We start from the raw sequence: 15186 nt of genomic DNA, 5'->3' as shown, positions 1-15186 counted from the left end.
CGCCGCCGCATTGCCGAGGGAGGAACCTTGCCGTGACCGATCAACCTGGCCGGGAACCGGCTCGCGATCCGCAGGATCTGGAACGTTTGTTGATCGACCGGCAGTGGGCCGGAGACATTGACGGCATGGTGGCGTTGTTCCAACCCGATGCCGTCATCGACACCGGAGCAGCCGAATTGACGCGTGGCCACGAGGCGATCCGCGCTTTGTTCGAAGCCTTTGCCGCGAGCGGACGAAAGTTCCAGCGCGGCGAGCAGCGCCCGGCGGCCATCAACGGCGACCTCGCGTTGACGTCGACCAGGCTTGCCGACGGCTCGATAACCTCAGAGGTCGCGCGCCGGCAGGCCGACGGCACATGGCTGTGGGTGATCGACCGCTATTCTGTCGTGTGGTGATCCAGTCAGGGCGTCGGCGGCACTTAACTGCCGATATGTCCCCTGCCCCGCGCCTGCGCAAGTTCGACCTGGCGCTGGCGCTCGGCATAGCGGGTGCGATCCTCATCCGAGCGTGCCTCGTAGCAATGCGGGCATGACACGCCGGTGGAAAAATGCGGCGACAGCCGGTCCTCCGGCGTCAGCGGATGCCGGCAGGCGCGGCAGAGTTCGGCCTCGCCTTCGGTCAACCCATGCGACACCGAGACCCGCTCGTCGAAGACGAAACACTCGCCCTGCCACAGGCTGTCTTCGGCCGGCACCTCTTCAAGATATCTGAGGATGCCGCCCTTGAGATGGAACACATCCTCGAAGCCGAGCGACTTCACGTAGGCCGTCGCCTTTTCGCAGCGGATGCCGCCGGTGCAGAACATCGCAACCTTGCGGCCGTCGAGTTGGTCGCGGTGTTTTTCCACCCAGGCCGGGAATTCGCGAAAGCTCGACGTGCGCGGGTCCACCGCGCCCTCGAACGTGCCGATCGACACTTCGTACGCGTTGCGAGTGTCGATGACGATGGTGCCGGGGTCCGAGATCAGCGCGTTCCAGTCGGCCGGCGCGACATAGGTCCCCGCACCCGTCGCCGGGTCGAGGTCTTCGACGCCCATGGTGACGATCTCGCGCTTCAGCCGCACCTTCATGCGATGGAACGGCATTTCGGCGGCAGTGCTGTATTTGACCTCGAGATCGGCAAGACCCTCGATGGCCTCGAGATAAGCGATCAGGTCGGCTATGTCGGTTTCGCTGCCGGCGACCGTGCCGTTAATACCTTCCTGCGCCAGAAGCAATGTGCCCTTGATGCCGCGCCCGCAGCAGAAGGCGGCAAGTGGCGTGCGCAAGACCCGCAGCGCCTCGAAGTCGCCCAGCCTCGCAAATTTGTAGAGTGCGGCAACGCGCACGGGTTCACGGTTGGTCATCGCCAAGCCACTAAACCGTGGTCAAAGCGGATTCAAGGCAGAGCTAAAGACACTTCGTCGGTATTCGCCCGCAGGCTCGTTGGCCGACATGTGACATCGCGGCAGGCCGGGTTTCGTGGACTCGGAATCGGCCTTCTGCTAATCGGTTGAAATCACCTAGGGAGAGACAAGCCAATGCTCAGCAAGACCGAAACGCTCCTGTCGCTGCTCAATGGCCAGCCGGTCATTCCGGTGCTGAAGATCGCCAATGTCGCGGACGCCGTCCCGCTCGCCCGGGCGCTGGCCGCCGGCGGCCTGCCGGCGATCGAGATCACGCTGAGAACCGCCGATGCGCTGGAAGCGATCCGCCGCGTCGCCGGTGAGGTCGAGGGCGCCATTGTCGGCGCCGGCACAATTCTCGATGCCAAGCAGTTCGACGAGGCAGCGGCCGCTGGCTCGAAATTCATCGTCAGCCCCGGCATCACGCGAGAGTTGCTGGCGGCGGCCAAGGACAGCGACGTTCCCTTGCTGCCCGGCGCCATCACGCCCGGCGAGATCATGGCTGCCCGCGAGGCCGGCCTGCGGTTCCTGAAATTCTTCCCGGCCGAACAATCCGGCGGCATCGCCTCGCTGAAGGCCTTTGCCTCGCCGCTGGCCGACGTGAAATTCTGCCCGACCGGCGGCATCTCGGCCAAGAACGCGGCCGGCTATCTCAGCCTGTCCAACGTTATCTGCGTCGGCGGCTCGTGGGTGGCGCCGGACGAGTTGGTCAAGGCCGGCAAGTGGGATGAGATCGAGGCGCTCGCACAGACCGCGAGCAAGCTCGGAAAATAACCCTCCGCTACTTTGTCTTTGCGCAATTCCCAAGGGAAGCGCTCCGCGCTTTCCCGGGAAAATCACAGTGTTCCCGGAATTGCACTCGGCACAAAAACCCGCCAGCTGCGCCGACCGGGTTTGCTACGCGTTGAGATTTTGGTTCCCGCTCATGGGCTCGAACCACGATTCACGCCTTCAAAGGGCGCTGTCCTACCATTAGACGAAGCGGGAATGCAGGCTGGTGGTTAGCATTCCGGGACGCTAGAAGCCAGTGCTGGAGATTCGCCAACAGCAAAAAGCCGCGCGGGTTGCCCAGCGCGGCTTCGATGTTTACCCCGTCGAGCTCTTACTTCGTCTGGAAGCGGGCGACCGAAAGGAATTTTACGGCATTGCCGGTGAAGCGGTTGGCATCGGCCATCTGGTTGTCCGCCTGGAAGCCTGCGGTGTAGACCTCGCTCGGCGGCGTATGCACGATGTTGTAGGCATAGCGCGGCGCAGTCGTCGGGCTGGAAACGGTGGCGATGTTGTCGCCGCTGCTCAGCGCCCAGCGCGCCGCCTGCGGTTCGGCCGCCACCACCACTGCCTTCGGTCCTGGCTTCAGGTCGCGAGCCGAAGCCCTTGCTTCCTTGCGTGTCGTCTTGACGCCGGCGCCGATCACCGAGGCTGGATCGGTACCGGCGGGACGGGCAGCAATAGCACCGCGCGGCGATGCGGCATCGACACCTGACGGATCGTTGAACGCCGAGCGAGGCTCGAGCGACGCAACCTGATAGTCGTCGGTATCACCGGCTGTATCGGCGGCGCTGGCCTGTTCGAGAACCGCCTTGACCTCGTCCGGACGCTGCGACGGCAGCACCGAGAACGCGTCGGTTGCGGTCTGCTTGTGGGCAGCCGTATCGGCCAGCGCCAGCAGAACGCCCTTGTCCTGCGGCGCAAGCTCAGCCGGCGGCGAAGAGCGGTCGGGACGCCAGGTCGGCAACGGGACGTTGACCGCGACCTGCGCCGGAGCGGCAGCTTGATCGGCCCCCTGGTCGGCATTGCTCGCATCGGCCGTGCCGAACGGCACATTGGCCGGCGCCTGCGCCGTCGCCACCGTCTGTTCGGTGGTGGCATCGGCCACGCCGAACGGCACGGTCTCAGGTTGTTGCGCGCCGACATCGGCCTTCGGCCGCGGTGCGAAAGCGGGCAGCGGCACTTCCTTGGCGGGCAGCGCGGCGATGATCGTCTCCGGCGTGTCCTGCGGCTCCGAATCGTCAGCGCTGTCGTCGGCAAGCTGCGGAATGTTGGCGCGCTTGGCGTTCTGCGGCGACACGATCGCGATGCCAGGCAGATTGCTGTTGTTGTTGCTCGTGGCAGCCAGCACCGGCTTCACGCTTCTCGGCGGCGGCGCGGCGGTAGCGACATCGGCGCTGTCGTCGGCTTCGTCTTCACCGCCACCGCCAAAGAACGCGGACAGGAAGCCACCGGATTTCTTGGTGCTGCCGCCTGCGCTGGCCATCATGATGGCAGGAGAACCGGCGCCCTTGCGCGCCTTGTAGGAGGCGAGCGCCTGGTCATAACCCGGCAACGGCCTGCCGTCGCTCGGCACATGCAGCGTCTTGCCATTGGGGAACAGGCTGACCAGTTCCTGGCGGCTGATGCCTGGCCAATGCCGCACATTTCCGACGTCCATGTGGACGAAGGGCGAACCCGACGACGGATAGTAGCCGACGCCGCCGCCCTGCATCTTCAGGCCGATGTTGCGCAGCTTTTTCAGCGGCACACCCGGAATGTAGAAGTCCATCGCCTTGCCCAGCATATGCTGGCTTTCCTTGGCGACACCGCGGCTGCGGCTGCGCAGCATCGAATTGGTCGACGGCGAGCGATAGCCGCAGACGACCTGGATATAGTCGGTGGCGCCGGCCTGCCGGTAAGCTTCCCACACCAGATCGAGCAGGCGCGGATCCATCTTGGTCGGTTCGTTGCGACGCCAGTCGCGCAGGATGATGTTGATCTTCCTGAGGCCTGCCGGATCGTAGCGGCCATTGCGCTTGTAGACGATCTCGGCCTTTTCGTGCGTGTGGAGGTGATAGAGCTTGAGCGAGCGCGTTTCAGCGCTAGCGCCGGCAGCAGTTGCGGCGAGGAAAGCGAACGCAACGATCAACGCTGCCAGCCATCTCGGCCAGACGCCCATGTGATCGCGCCGCCCGTTTCTGTGTCGTTCGACTTTGTTCAAATCAAAAGGCCTTGCAGGCTGCCGTTTGTCCCCGGATTTGTCCAAACGGATGCGTGGTTCTCACATCCGAATATCGATCCTAATGGTTAATCATCGCTTATTGAAGCCGAAATGCGGTAACACCGTGGCGATATCCCGTCAAAAATAATACACAGGATTTCTTGGTAAACTGCTGGTTTAGATCAAGATTCAGCCTTTTCCCGCTACACGATCTGTTACCGCTGGCCTTAATGCGTGAACAACGGCGTCGCATCAGCCATATTCCCGCCCCAACCCCTTATGCAGCGCCGGATGTGGCATGGCAAGCTGGTCCCGGCCTTGCGTTGGCAAGCTGTGGAATTCGGCGTTCAGGAGGCAAGGCGGTCGAGGCGCCCGGTTTCCGGGTCGATGCCGTATTCCTTGAGCTTGCGATAGAGCGTCGAGCGGCCGATGCCGAGACGCCGTGCGACCTCGCTCATCTGGCCGTTGTAATGGTCGATGGCGAGCTTGATCATTTCGAGTTCGACATCGGCCAGCGCACGCACATTGCCACGCTCGTCCAGCGCCCTCAATGTGCCGAAACGCTGAAGCAACCTGGCCGGAGGGGCGAGCTCGGCAGCTGCAGTACCGGCGTCATCAGTCTGCGCGCCATCGCCTTGCGATCCGGTGCTCAAGGCCATGCCGGGGTCCGACAAGGACGCATCGGCGTCGAGATTGACGGTGCCGTCGACCTGCGCCCGGATCTGCGGAAATTCGTCAGTCGTGAGCACATCGCCTTCGGCAAGCACCGAGGCCCTGAACACGGCGTTTTCCAGCTGCCTGATGTTTCCCGGCCAATCATAGGCCTGCAGCATGGCCAGTGCGGCATCCGAGATGCCGTGCAGGCGATTGCCCGCCGGCGCCACCTTGTCCATGAAATGCTTGACCAGATAGGGGATGTCGTCGCGGCGGTCGCGCAGCGGCGGCACGACGATCGGGTAAACGTTGAGCCGGTAGAACAGGTCCTCGCGAAACTTGCCGTCCTTGACCTGCTGCAGAAGGTTGCGGTGCGTGGCCGAGATCAGCCTGATGTCGACCCTGACGGTGGAACGGCCGCCGACCGGATCGACCTCGCCATCCTGAACGGCGCGCAGCAGCTTGACCTGCACGTCGAGCGGCAGGTCGCCGATCTCATCCAGGAACAGCGTGCCCGAATGCGCCTCGACGAACTTGCCGGTGTGCTTTTCGGTGGCGCCGGTGAACGAACCCTTTTCGTGACCGAACAGGATCGATTCGACCAGATTGTCGGGGATGGCGCCGCAATTGACGGTGACGAACGGCTTTGTGCGGCGTTCGCCGCTGCCCTGGATGGCGCGCGCCACCAGTTCCTTGCCGACGCCCGATTCGCCCTCGATCAGGATCGGGATGTTGGAGGCCGCAGCCTTCTGGCCGAGGCGGATCACCCGGTCCATCGCCGGGCTGTGCGTAATCATGTCCTTGAATGTCAGGTGGCCGCCGCGACGCCGCGACGTGCGCTTGACCTCGTCCTCGACGGCCTCGACCTTGAGCGCGTTGCCGATCGCGGTCTGCAGCCGGTCGGGAGACGCCGGCTTGACGACAAAATCGAAAGCGCCGTGGCGCATCGCCGAAACCACCGTTTCGATGCCGCCCTGCGCAGTCTGCACAATGACGGGAACAGTGATGCCGCGCTCGCGCATCGCCTTCAGCACGCCGATGCCGTCGAGGCCCGGCATGACAAGGTCGAGGATGACTGCCGAAATATCCCTCGCATTGGGTCCGTCAAGCGCGCTCAGACCGGCCTCGCCGCCATCGGCAACGATGGCGCTGTGGCCGAATTTCGTCACCGCCGCTTCGAGCAGCCGGCGCTGCACGGGATCGTCATCGACTATAAGAATGGAACCTGTCATGACTGATTTGAGTTGCCCGCCTGGGAAATTCCCATGGATCATCTTGGCACAGGGTTCTAAACAATGTTTCAAAAAACCCGGTGAACGAATTCCTTAGGATTTGACCGGCTTGTCCTTTCCCCTTGATTCCAGAAGGTAATTGTTGATGAGCAGGATTCTCGGTCGGCAGCTTACGGCGGTAGCGTCCGGTCAGGGCGCGGCGGAACTCGGCGACCTGCCGGAATGGAATCTCGCCGACCTCTATTCCGGCATGGAAGCACCCGAACTGAAGCGCGACCTTGCCAAGGCGGCGGCCGATGCCGTCGCCTTCGAGAACCGCTGGAAGGGCACGCTGGCTGCGGAGGCCGAGCGCGGCAGCGCCGGCAGGCTTGGCGAGGCGCTGACAGCCTATGAGGCGCTGGAGGAACTGATCGGCCGCATCGTCTCCTATGCCGGCCTGATCTATGCCGGCAACACCGCCGATCCGCAGCGCGCAAAGCTCTATGGCGACATCCAGGAGAAGATGACCGACGCCAGCGCGCATCTTTTGTTCTTCGCGCTGGAGCTGAACCTGATCAATGACAAGGCGCTCGAAGCAGCCCTCGCCGCCGACGCCGGCTTTGCCCATTACCGCCCCTGGGTGCTCGACCTCAGAATGGACAAGCCCTACCAGCTCGAGGACCGGGTCGAGCAGCTGTTCCATGAGAAATCGATCACCGGACGCGGTGCCTGGAACCGGCTGTTCGACGAGACGATGACCGATCTGCGCTTCGACATAGACGGCGAGGAACTGACGCTGGAGCCGGCGCTGAACCGCCTGCAGGACGCCGATGGGGAGGTCCGCCGCCGCGCCTCCGAAGCGCTGGCCGCAACCTTCCGCAAGAGCCTGCGCACCTTCACGCTGATCACCAACACGCTGGCCAAGGACAAGGAGATTTCCGACCGCTGGCGCGGCTTCGAGGACATCGCCGATTCACGCCATCTCGCCAACCGCGTCGAGCGCAGCGTGGTCGATGCGCTGGCGTCGGCCGTGCGCGAAGCCTATCCGCGCCTGTCGCATCGCTACTACGCGATGAAGGCGCGCTGGCTCGGCATGGAGGTGATGAACCACTGGGACCGCAACGCCCCCTTGCCCGAGACGCCGCAGGCCGTGATCCCTTGGGACGACGCCAGGAACACCGTGCTGTCGGCCTATCAGCGCTTTTCCCCCGATATGGCGGAGATCGCCCGCGTCTTCTTCGACCGCAACTGGATCGACGCGCCGGTCAGGCCCGGCAAATCGCCCGGCGCCTTCGCCCATCCGACCGTGCCTTCGGCGCACCCTTACGTGCTGCTCAACTACATGGGCAAGCCGCGCGATGTGATGACGCTGGCGCATGAACTCGGCCACGGCGTGCATCAGGTGCTGGCCGGCGGCCAGGGCGCCCTGATGGCTTCGACGCCGCTGACTTTGGCCGAGACGGCCTCGGTATTCGGCGAGATGCTGACCTTCCGTTCGCTGCTCGACCAGACCACCGACAAGCGCGAGCGCAAGGCGATGCTCGCCCAGAAGGTCGAGGACATGATCAACACGGTCGTGCGCCAGATCGCCTTCTACGAGTTCGAGCGCAAGGTGCATGCAGAGCGCAAGAACGGCGAACTGACCTCCGACAAGCTCGGCCAGTTCTGGCTCGAGGTGCAGGCAGAAAGCCTGGGGCCGGCGATCAAGCTGCGCGAGGGCTATGAGGTCTTCTGGACCTACATCCCGCACTTCGTCCACTCCCCCTTCTACGTCTACGCCTATGCCTTTGGCGACTGCCTGGTGAACTCGCTGTACGCGGTCTACCAGAACGCCGAGCATGGCTTCCAGGACAAGTATTTCGAGATGTTGCGCGCCGGCGGCACCAAGCATCACTCGGAGCTTCTCGCGCCCTTCGGCCTCGACGCCACCGACCCCGCCTTCTGGCAGATCGGGCTTGGCGTGATCGGCGGCCTGATCGACGAGCTGGAAGCGCTCGACAGTTAATGCGCGCACCCATTGGACCGATGGCGCAGAGTGACAGGTTCAGCAGCGGTCTCGACTTTGCGGAATCGCAGAACAGTTTAGCCGGAATGCATGTGACGGCAGCGCTGTTCTTGTTCTAAATATCTGTTCTTGAATAACTCTCCGGCGAAATTTTCCGTTAGCTTTCCCGAAGCCGTATGATAGCTTTTCGACCGAAGCTCAGCCGGGCGCGCGGGTTAAGGCCGGACAGTATCCCGGCCCATGGCAGCGGTCTGACGAATGCGACAGCGACGGTTGGCAATGGGCGGAAAGCCGAACGCCGACACTCGACGACAGACCGGCTGTTCCATGAACCGCCGAACCACATTGGATGATCCGATCTGCCAAGGTCATGACTTGAGACGGCGGCGGACGGATCCGACTGGAGAGAGACGATGACCTTCTTCTACATTGTCCTGGCGTTCCTTGTAGGTTTGTTGGTTGGCTGGTTTATCTGGGGCCGGCTGCGCGGTGAGCTTGACAGCTTGCGCGGCGATCTCGACCGCACCCGCAGCGAGCGTGACAGACTGCGCGCCGACGCCGATCGCCTGACTGGCGAACTCGACGCCTGCGGCAAGACCCGCGCCGATCTCGAACGCCGGCTGCGTGAAACATCAGCTCCATCCGCCAAGCCTTCAAGTTCGGCGCCGGCTGCGCTGGTATCGACAGCGGCAAAGGCCAAGTCCGCCCCGGCCGCGAAACCGGCCCCCGCCAAACCCGCCGCGGCCAAACCAGCTGCGGCCAAATCCGCGGCCGCAAAACCAGCGGCCAGCAAACCTGCCGCCGCCAAGGCCGCGCCCAAAGCCGCTGCTTCAAACCCGCTGCCGTCCCGAAGAAGGCCGCCCCGGCAGCTGGGAAGGCCGACAATCTGCGCCGCCTGATCGGTATCGGCCCGGTCAACGACAAACTGCTCAAGGGCCTTGGCGTCACGACCTACGCGCAGATCGCCGGCTGGACCGCGGCCGATGTCAAGCGCATCGAGGACACGCTGAATTTCGACGGCCGCATCGCCCGCGAAAACTGGGTCGAGCAGGCCAAGCTGCTTGCCACCGGCGACGAAAAGGAGTTCGCACGCCAATTCCCGAGCGCCGGGACCGCCAACAACAGCTGATCCGTCATCGGCAACATAACCAGAAGGCGGCGCTCTCGGGCGCTGTCTTTGTTTTTGCATTCGCCACTGTCTTTGCGCCCTGCGACGCCGCTCCCTCGATTGCACGCCGCCCGGCCCCCATATAGAGCGGTTCTGGCGTTGTCGACCGCAGTACCCGAGCCCCATGCCCCTGCCCTCTGCCATTTTCCGCAACGATGAAAGCGGCCGTCAGTTGGTCTTCGACCACCCGGCCGACATCATCATTGCCTATGATGCCAAGGATTTTCTGCCGGCGCTGGCGGCCGCGCAGGCGGCGAGCGATGCCGGCAAATGGCTGGCCGGCTATTTCTCCTACGAAGCGGGCTATCTGCTCGAACCGAAACTAGTGCCGCTGCTGCCTGAAGGCCGGCGCGCGCCACTGGTTTGTCTGGGTGTCTTCGATGCTCCGGTCGAAGAGGCGGTGCCGCGCAACGATGCGCCTGCCACCAATGGCCCCATCTTCGACGCCCGGGCCAGTTGGTCCGCTCAGGACTACGCCAAAGGCTTCGCGCGCCTCCACGACCACATCCGCAAGGGCGATTGCTACCAAGGCAACCTGACCTTTCCGGTCCGTGCCCAATGGTCGGGCGATCCGGTTGCTGCCTTCGACGCACTGACAGGACGCCAGCCGGTCAAGTATGGCGCACTGATTTCGCTCGGCGATCCCATCATCTTATCGCGTTCGCCCGAGCTGTTCTTCGAGATCAATGCCTTAGGCATGATCGAAACCCACCCGATGAAGGGCACCGCACCGCGCGGCGCGACCAAGGCCGAGGACGCGCGGTTGAAGTCCTTCTTGCGCAGCGACGAAAAGAACCAGGCCGAGAACCGAATGATCGTCGATCTCCTGCGCAATGACATCTCACTGATCAGCGAGGTCGGCACGCTGGAGGTCCCGGAACTGTTCCGCATCGAGAGCTACCCGACCGTCCACCAGATGGTGAGCCGTGTGCGAGCGAAGCTTCTGCCTGATCTCGGCATCCGCCAAATCTTTGGCGCGCTGTTTCCCTGTGGCTCGATCACCGGCGCGCCGAAAATCCGAGCCATGGAAATCCTGCACGAGCTGGAAGAGACACCGCGCGACGTCTATTGCGGCGCCATCGGCTGGATCGCGCCTGGCGGCATGATGCGCTTTTCGGTGGCGATCCGCACCATATCGCTCTTTTCCAGTGGCGAGGCCGTTTACAATGTCGGCGGCGGCGTCGTCTTCGATTCGACGGCGCAAGAGGAGTATCAGGAGTGTCTGCTGAAGGCGCGCTTCGCGACGGGGACACCGCCGATTTCGAGCTGATCGAGACCATGCGCTGGGAGCCCGGCCAGGGCTTTCTGCGCTTCGAACGCCATCTCGCGCGCCTTTACGGCTCGGCGGAAGAACTCGGCTTTGCCTGCGATCCGCGGCGGATCGGCGAGGTGCTGGCGAATACTATCGGGGCGCAGCAGACGGCGCTGCGCACCCGGCTCGTCCTGCAGCGCAATGGCGAAGTGACCGCCTCGGTCCAGCCCTATGAGCCGTTCGCCGCCGACAAGGTCTGGCGGCTGCAGCTGGCACGGGTGCGGCTCTCCTCCACCGACACGCTGCTGCGCCACAAGACCGGCCGGCGGCAAGTCTACACTCACGCCCGCTCCGAATATCTGATCACCCAGGCCGACGAAGTGTTGCTCGCAAATGAGCGCAGTGAAATCTGCGAAGGCACCATCACCAACGTCTTCGCCGATTTCGGTGATGGCATGCTGATGACACCCAGGCTCGACTGCGGCCTGCTGCCTGGCGTATTGCGCGCCGAGCTGTTGGACGAAGGCCGCGCCCAGGAGGCGATCTACAGCTATGACGAGTTGAAATCCGCCAAAATACTGTTCGTCGGCAATTCTCTGCGCGGCTTGATCCCGGCAACATTGGCCTGATACGAAGCGGCTGCGAGAATAACCGCCGGCATTGGACACTTTCTAGCGAAGCATGAATTCTCGTCAGCCCACGCACACGCCCTATGATGGCTCCTCAAAGCTCTTCACCATCGGGCTGAAGCCGCTCGAGCTCGACAAGTGGATCGAGGTCGACCGGTATCTCTTCGACCATCTCGCCGAAAAGCGCCGGCTCTATGCCGAAATTCCCGACAAGGTGTTTGTCGAGGAAGACGGCACGCGCGACACCCAGCGCGAAGTGCGCGGCCTCATCGAAGCACATCTGCTGTCGACATTTCCCGGGATGTACCGGCGCACCAATGCCGGGGTTGAGGTCATTGGCGCCAAAGCCGACTCTGACGCCACCTTCCCCGATGCCCCGCTGGTCGCAGCGTCGCTGCTCGTCCAGGAAGACCTGATCCTGATGCGTCGTGACGACACCGGCTGGCGGCTCGCCGCCGGCTCGCTGTGTTTCCCGTCATCCTGGTCGCTGGTCGAGAAATTCGGCCGGCCGCTGCAGCAGATCCACGCACCGGTGCCGGGCTTCGGTCCGGGCACCAGGCCGGCCGAGCTCATCAACCGCATGTTCGACGGCCTGCAGGGCCAGGCCGTCGAACGCTTCAACTGGTCGATCCAGGCCGGCGACGCGCTCTATCATCCGCTCTCCAATGTCGAGCGCATCGACCGTGCCACCAACCGCCCCTCGCGATTTCCCGACGGCGACGTCAACGCCCACGCCTTCATCCGCGTGGAGCGCCAGACGTTGCGCAAACTGCCTCTGTCGCGCGACATCCTGTTCACCATCCGCATCCATCTCGACCCGCTGAAAGTGCTGGCGCGGCATCCCGACCGTGCAACGCTTGCCGCCTCTTTCGCGGCGCAATTGCAGGCGCTGGATGAGGCTCAACTCGACTATAAGGGGATTACATCAGACCGTGACCGGCTGGTGCAACGCCTGCAAACCATGGCTCAGGAGTGACGATGATCCGACATGTTCTGAAGCTAGCCGTCCTGCTCGGTGCATTGCTGGCGTTGCCGGCAACAGCGCATGCGGAACCGGTGACCTATGCGGGGAAGCTCGGCAACATCGACATCGTCGTCGAGTTTACCGGTGATCCGGCGACGGTTGGAGAGGCACTGGCGGGCCGCTATTTTTACCGCTCCAAGGGCGTCGATATTCCTCTGCAGGCGAAGTCGAGCAAGGGCGCCACCTTTCAATTGGCCGAGGAAGAAGCCTGCGATGCCAAGAAGTGCGGCGACGGCCAGTCTCCACCCATCGGCGCCGTCTGGCGGTTGAGTTCCGCCGACAAGGGCAAGACGCTGGAAGGCACCTGGACGGCCAAGAAGACCCTGCCGCTGAAGCTGACAAGGATCGCCAGCCGTGCCCAGACGGAGACGCCGGCGACGACGCCACGCAATCTCTATGATTTCACCGACATGACATTCTCGGGTGACGAGGCGCCGATCACCATGGCGGCATCGCCCTACGACTATCTCAAGCTGGATTTCGCGCCCGAGGCAGACGCCAAGGAAGGTTGGCCGGATGCAGCCTACAACTATGTCACCGATCCACGCACCAAATTCGCCAGGCCGCGCATCGTCGATCTCGCCGGCGGCGCGCCGATCGAAGCCGCCAATGCCTTGCTGCAGAACCGCCATTGGCATGACAGCCTCAGCGCCTTGACGTGCGCGGCGCTGCAATACGCCGGCTTCCACGATGGACCACCGATGGAGGGCATGGATGACGATTCGCTTGGCGGCTACGAAGACACGACGTCCAAAGTGACGTCATTGACGCCGAAGCTGATGAGCTGGTCGGAATCCGGCAGCCTCTATTGCGGCGGTGCGCATCCGAACAACTATTCCGACGCCTATGTCATGGACGTGCGCCGTGGCGCCTTGCTTACCCTTCAGGACATGTTTTCCGATACGGGCGACGGCAAGCCAGGCCCCTCGCTGGCCGCCTTCGTCAGGGAAAACCGCAAGAAGCCAAGCGACCAGACCGAGGTGGATTACGAGGCCGAATGCGGCATCGACGATTTGATCAGCGACTATCTCGGCGCCAGCCTGAAGCGCGATGGCGACAGGCAGGTTCTGGTCTTCGGGCTGCAAGGTTTGCCCAACGTCATCCAGGCTTGCGGCGACGATCTCGTTGAAATGCCGGTCTCCGAAGCACAAGCGCTGTTCACACCGGAATTCGCGAAACTGCTCGAACCGTAGGCGCATCTGCGCCGTCGGGAACTAACCTTATCCCTGCTTTTCGCTTTATTGTGACAATGATCTATGGTTTGTCGCGCGGCGGTCGAACGGCCGTTTTGGCGCGTTGCTTGAAGGAGTGCTCGATAAAATGGCGAATGAAAACTGGCCCGTTTACGGTGAAATCACCGGCCCTGTCGTGATGATCGGCTTTGGTTCGATCGGACGGGGAACGCTGCCTCTGATCGAGCGCCATTTCAAATTCGACAAGTCTCGCATGACGGTCATCGACCCGCTCGACACCGACCGCAAGCTGCTCGACGAGCGCGGCATCGCCTTCGTGCAGGAGCACGTGACCGAGAAGAACTACAAGAAACTGCTGACGCCGCTTTTGACCAATGGTGGCGGCCAGGGCTTTTGCATCAATCTGTCGGTCGATACCGGCTCGGTCGACCTGATGCGGCTCTGCCGCAAGCTCGGCGTGCTCTACATCGACACCGTCGTCGAGCCGTGGCTCGGCTTCTATTTCGACGCCAAGGCCGACAATGCCAGCCGCACCAACTACGCGCTGCGCGAAGCCTTGATCAAGGAGAAGCACGACAAGCCCGGCGGCGCTACCGCGGTTTCGACCTGTGGCGCCAATCCGGGCATGGTCTCGTGGTTCGTCAAGCAGGCGCTGCTGAACCTTGCCGGCGACCTCGGCCTCGAGTTTTCCGAACCCGCGCAGGACGACCGTGACGGCTGGGCGAAGCTGATGAAGAAGGCCGGCGTCAAGGGCATCCACATCGCCGAGCGCGACACCCAGCGCACCAAGAAGCCGAAGCCGATGAACGTGTTTTGGAACACCTGGTCGGTCGAGGGTTTCATCTCGGAAGGGCTGCAGCCGGCCGAGCTCGGCTGGGGCACGCATGAGAAATGGATGCCGAAGAACGGCAAGGAGCACAAGCATGGCTCCAAGGCTGCGATTTATCTCGAACAGCCCGGCGCCAACACCCGCGTGCGCTCCTGGTGCCCGACGCCGGGCGCGCAATACGGTTTCCTGGTGACGCACAATGAGGCGATCTCGATCGCCGACTTCTTCACCGTGCGCGGTAAGAAGGGCAAGGTGCAATACCGCCCGACCTGCCACTATGCCTATCACCCCTGCAACGACGCCGTGTTGTCACTCCACGAAATGTTCGGCGCTGCCGGCAAGCCGCAGCCGGTCCACCATGTGCTTGACGAAAACGAGCTGGTCGATGGCGTGGACGAGCTTGGCGTGCTGCTCTACGGCCATGCCAAGAACGCCTACTGGTACGGTTCGCAGCTGTCGCTGGCCGAAGCCCGCAAGCTGGCGCCCTACCAGAACGCTACCGGCATGCAGGTCACCTCGGCCGTGCTCGCCGGCATGGTCTGGGCGCTGGAAAACCCGGAAGCCGGCATCGTCGAGGCCGACGAGATGGACTACAAGCGCTGCCTGGAAGTGCAGTCCCAGTATCTCGGACCAGTCAAGGGCTACTACACCGACTGGACGCCGCTCGATAACCGTCCGGGCCTGTTTCCCGAGGACCTCGACAAAAGCGACCCGTGGCAATTCCGCAACATCCTCGTTCGATAGCGGTTCCATACCCCTGCCTCACTGCCTTGCAATCGCCCGGAAATCGGGCGATTGAAGGGATGCGGACGAGAGCAGTGTGCATCCATTTGGACGCACGAGGGACGGCTCTGGAAACTTGAGGC

At 63.2% G+C, this 15186-nt stretch carries 11 protein-coding genes, 1 tRNA gene and 1 pseudogene; 9 read left to right on the top strand and 4 right to left on the bottom strand.

What is annotated here, in order from left to right; translation table 11 throughout:
• Positions 1–32 precede the first annotated feature (32 nt).
• Positions 33–395, top strand: a complete 363-nt coding sequence (locus NL532_RS09560) for a YybH family protein (RefSeq protein ID WP_023701047.1) — start codon at positions 33–35, stop codon at positions 393–395.
• A gap of 23 nt (positions 396–418) precedes the next feature.
• Here the strand turns inward: NL532_RS09560 and trhO are convergent, their stop codons facing one another.
• On the bottom strand, positions 419–1345 hold the full coding sequence (trhO, locus tag NL532_RS09555) for an oxygen-dependent tRNA uridine(34) hydroxylase TrhO (RefSeq protein ID WP_023828217.1): 927 nt from the start codon (positions 1343–1345) through the stop codon (positions 419–421).
• A 174-nt stretch (positions 1346–1519) separates the two neighbouring features.
• Between trhO and NL532_RS09550 the strand changes: the two genes are divergently transcribed.
• Positions 1520–2158, top strand: a complete 639-nt coding sequence (locus NL532_RS09550) for a 2-dehydro-3-deoxy-phosphogluconate aldolase (protein WP_023828218.1) — start codon at positions 1520–1522, stop codon at positions 2156–2158.
• A 139-nt stretch (positions 2159–2297) separates the two neighbouring features.
• On the opposite strand, the gene NL532_RS09545 is transcribed toward NL532_RS09550, so the two are convergent.
• The 3 genes from NL532_RS09545 to NL532_RS09535 form a co-directional block, all read right to left on the bottom strand.
• A tRNA-Gln gene (locus NL532_RS09545) sits at positions 2298–2371 on the bottom strand.
• A gap of 115 nt (positions 2372–2486) precedes the next feature.
• Positions 2487–4313 (bottom strand): peptidoglycan L,D-endopeptidase MepK, encoded by a 1827-nt coding sequence (gene mepK, locus NL532_RS09540; protein ID WP_023828219.1) that lies wholly within the window; start codon positions 4311–4313, stop codon positions 2487–2489.
• Between the two features lie 389 nt (positions 4314–4702).
• Positions 4703–6241, bottom strand: coding sequence for a sigma-54-dependent transcriptional regulator (locus tag NL532_RS09535; RefSeq protein WP_023686396.1), 1539 nt, complete (start codon positions 6239–6241; stop codon positions 4703–4705).
• A gap of 145 nt (positions 6242–6386) precedes the next feature.
• Between NL532_RS09535 and NL532_RS09530 the strand changes: the two genes are divergently transcribed.
• From NL532_RS09530 to NL532_RS09500, 7 genes and pseudogenes are all read left to right on the top strand, one after another.
• Complete coding sequence (locus tag NL532_RS09530; protein WP_023828220.1) at positions 6387–8225, top strand: M3 family oligoendopeptidase; 1839 nt, start codon at positions 6387–6389, stop codon at positions 8223–8225.
• Between the two features lie 413 nt (positions 8226–8638).
• Positions 8639–9354: pseudogene (locus tag NL532_RS09525) on the top strand (helix-hairpin-helix domain-containing protein).
• A gap of 163 nt (positions 9355–9517) precedes the next feature.
• Complete coding sequence (locus NL532_RS09520) at positions 9518–10663, top strand: aminodeoxychorismate synthase component I (RefSeq protein ID WP_023686400.1); 1146 nt, start codon at positions 9518–9520, stop codon at positions 10661–10663.
• The gene (locus NL532_RS09515; protein ID WP_032899993.1) at positions 10612–11274 is read left to right on the top strand and encodes an aminotransferase class IV family protein; all 663 of its coding nucleotides are present in this window, start codon (positions 10612–10614) and stop codon (positions 11272–11274) included. Before NL532_RS09520 ends, NL532_RS09515 begins: the two co-directional genes overlap by 52 nt.
• 52 nt (positions 11275–11326) lie before the next feature.
• A complete protein-coding gene (locus NL532_RS09510; RefSeq protein ID WP_023686402.1) occupies positions 11327–12250 on the top strand; it encodes a heme-dependent oxidative N-demethylase family protein in 924 nt (307 codons plus the stop codon).
• Positions 12251–12252: 2 nt separating this feature from the next.
• On the top strand, positions 12253–13491 hold the full coding sequence (locus NL532_RS09505; RefSeq protein ID WP_023686403.1) for a hypothetical protein: 1239 nt from the start codon (positions 12253–12255) through the stop codon (positions 13489–13491).
• 127 nt (positions 13492–13618) lie between these two features.
• A complete protein-coding gene (locus tag NL532_RS09500; RefSeq protein WP_023828222.1) occupies positions 13619–15064 on the top strand; it encodes a homospermidine synthase in 1446 nt (481 codons plus the stop codon).
• The last annotated feature ends 122 nt before the right edge of the window (positions 15065–15186 follow it).

It is taken from the genome of Mesorhizobium sp. C120A (assembly GCF_030323105.1).
Lineage (GTDB): Bacteria > Pseudomonadota > Alphaproteobacteria > Rhizobiales > Rhizobiaceae > Mesorhizobium.
This window is presented reverse-complemented; position numbering and strand designations above follow the sequence as displayed.

Excerpts from the sequence above, each read along its gene's own strand:
- NL532_RS09530 (WP_023828220.1), top strand. The coding sequence starts at position 6,387 with ATGAGCAGGATTCTCGGTCGGCAGCTTACGGCGGTAGCGTCCGGTCAG.
- trhO (WP_023828217.1), bottom strand. The coding sequence starts at position 1,345 with ATGACCAACCGTGAACCCGTGCGCGTTGCCGCACTCTACAAATTTGCG.
- mepK (WP_023828219.1), bottom strand. The coding sequence starts at position 4,313 with ATGGGCGTCTGGCCGAGATGGCTGGCAGCGTTGATCGTTGCGTTCGCT.
- NL532_RS09550 (WP_023828218.1), top strand. The coding sequence starts at position 1,520 with ATGCTCAGCAAGACCGAAACGCTCCTGTCGCTGCTCAATGGCCAGCCG.
- NL532_RS09500 (WP_023828222.1), top strand. The coding sequence starts at position 13,619 with ATGGCGAATGAAAACTGGCCCGTTTACGGTGAAATCACCGGCCCTGTC.
- NL532_RS09505 (WP_023686403.1), top strand. The coding sequence starts at position 12,253 with ATGATCCGACATGTTCTGAAGCTAGCCGTCCTGCTCGGTGCATTGCTG.
- NL532_RS09535 (WP_023686396.1), bottom strand. The coding sequence starts at position 6,241 with ATGACAGGTTCCATTCTTATAGTCGATGACGATCCCGTGCAGCGCCGG.
- NL532_RS09510 (WP_023686402.1), top strand. The coding sequence starts at position 11,327 with ATGAATTCTCGTCAGCCCACGCACACGCCCTATGATGGCTCCTCAAAG.
- NL532_RS09520 (WP_023686400.1), top strand. The coding sequence starts at position 9,518 with ATGCCCCTGCCCTCTGCCATTTTCCGCAACGATGAAAGCGGCCGTCAG.